The organism is Curvibacter microcysteis, from assembly GCF_028649455.1.
Lineage (GTDB): Bacteria > Pseudomonadota > Gammaproteobacteria > Burkholderiales > Burkholderiaceae_C > Curvibacter > Curvibacter microcysteis.
The window spans coordinates 1-1230 of the sequence record NZ_JAQSIO010000021.1; the positions used below are offsets into that span (position 1 = coordinate 1).

1 protein-coding gene is annotated in these 1230 nt (G+C 57.2%); it reads left to right on the forward strand.

The features are described from left to right. Positions 1-61 precede the first annotated feature (61 nt). Entirely contained in the window at positions 62-1222 is a 1161-nt protein-coding gene (locus PSQ39_RS21715) for an IS30 family transposase (RefSeq protein WP_273929727.1), read from the forward strand. Positions 1223-1230 lie beyond the last annotated feature (8 nt).

Below are 1230 nucleotides of genomic sequence, written 5' to 3' on the forward strand. Positions count from 1 at the left end.
GGCGGATTCAACCGGTCGATGCAACACACTGATAACTGCGTAAGCAGACGGAGTGTTGCAAATGAAGTATCGGACACGAAACTACTACACCGACAGCCAAAAGGCGCTGATGTGGGACCGCTGGAAGGAAGGTTGGACGCTGCACCAGATAGGCCAGCTGTTTGACCGGCCACACACCTCGATCCAAAACATCTTGGTGAAGACAGGTGGCATTAGGCCTCTAGAAAGACGTCGTTCTGCGACGTCATTGACGTTGATCGAGAGAGAAGAGATATCACGCTCCGTTGTGGCTGGCGCGTCGATCCGCTCAATCGCTGCAAGGCTGGGCAGAGCACCATCGACCGTCAGTCGCGAGTTGAAGCGCAATGGTGGTCAAGAGCGCTATCGCGCCACACAGGCCGACAGCGACACATGGAATCGAGCCCTTCGGCCAAAGATCTGCAAGCTCAAGGAGAATCGCGAGCTGGCCCGAATCGTCGCGGGTAAGCTGCGAATATCTTGGTCACCGGAGCAAATCGCGGGCTGGCTAAAGCAAGCCTATCCGCACGACGGGCTCCTTCACGTGTCACACGAGACCATTTACCGCAGTCTATTCATTCAAGCACGCGGCGCCTTGAAAAAGGAGCTATTGGCGCATCTGAGGCGAACGCGCGGTATGCGGCGCTCGCGCCACTACACGCAGAAAACCCCGGGTCACGGGCAGATCGTCGACGCGGTCTCCATAAGCGAGCGACCGGCTTCTGTCGCAGATCGAGCGGTGCCTGGTCACTGGGAAGGAGACTTGGTATTTGGCAGCGGCAACAGCCAGATTGCGACGTTGGTCGAACGCCAGACGCGTTACGTCATGTTGGTGAAGGTTGGCGGCAAGGACACTGAGACGGTCGTCAATGCGCTCATCAAGAACGCGCGCAAGCTTCCCCAAGAGCTCTACAAGTCACTGACCTGGGATCGAGGCAAGGAGATGGCCGCACACAAGAGATTCACGATGGCCACGGACATCCAGGTCTTCTTCTGCGACCCGCAGAGTCCTTGGCAACGCGGAAGCAACGAGAACACGAACGGCCTGCTCAGACAGTACATGCCAAAGGGTGTCGACATCTCCGGCTATTCACAGCTACAGCTCAACGCGATCGCGAGACAATTGAACGAGAGGCCACGTAAGACACTTGGCTTCAAGACGCCCGCTGAGATGTTCAGCGAATCTGTTGCATCGACCGGTTGAATCCGCCG

What these genes read in the sequence shown, in the direction of transcription:
- PSQ39_RS21715 (WP_273929727.1), top strand. Translation starts at nt 62, where the DNA reads ATGAAGTATCGGACACGAAACTACTACACCGACAGCCAAAAGGCGCTG.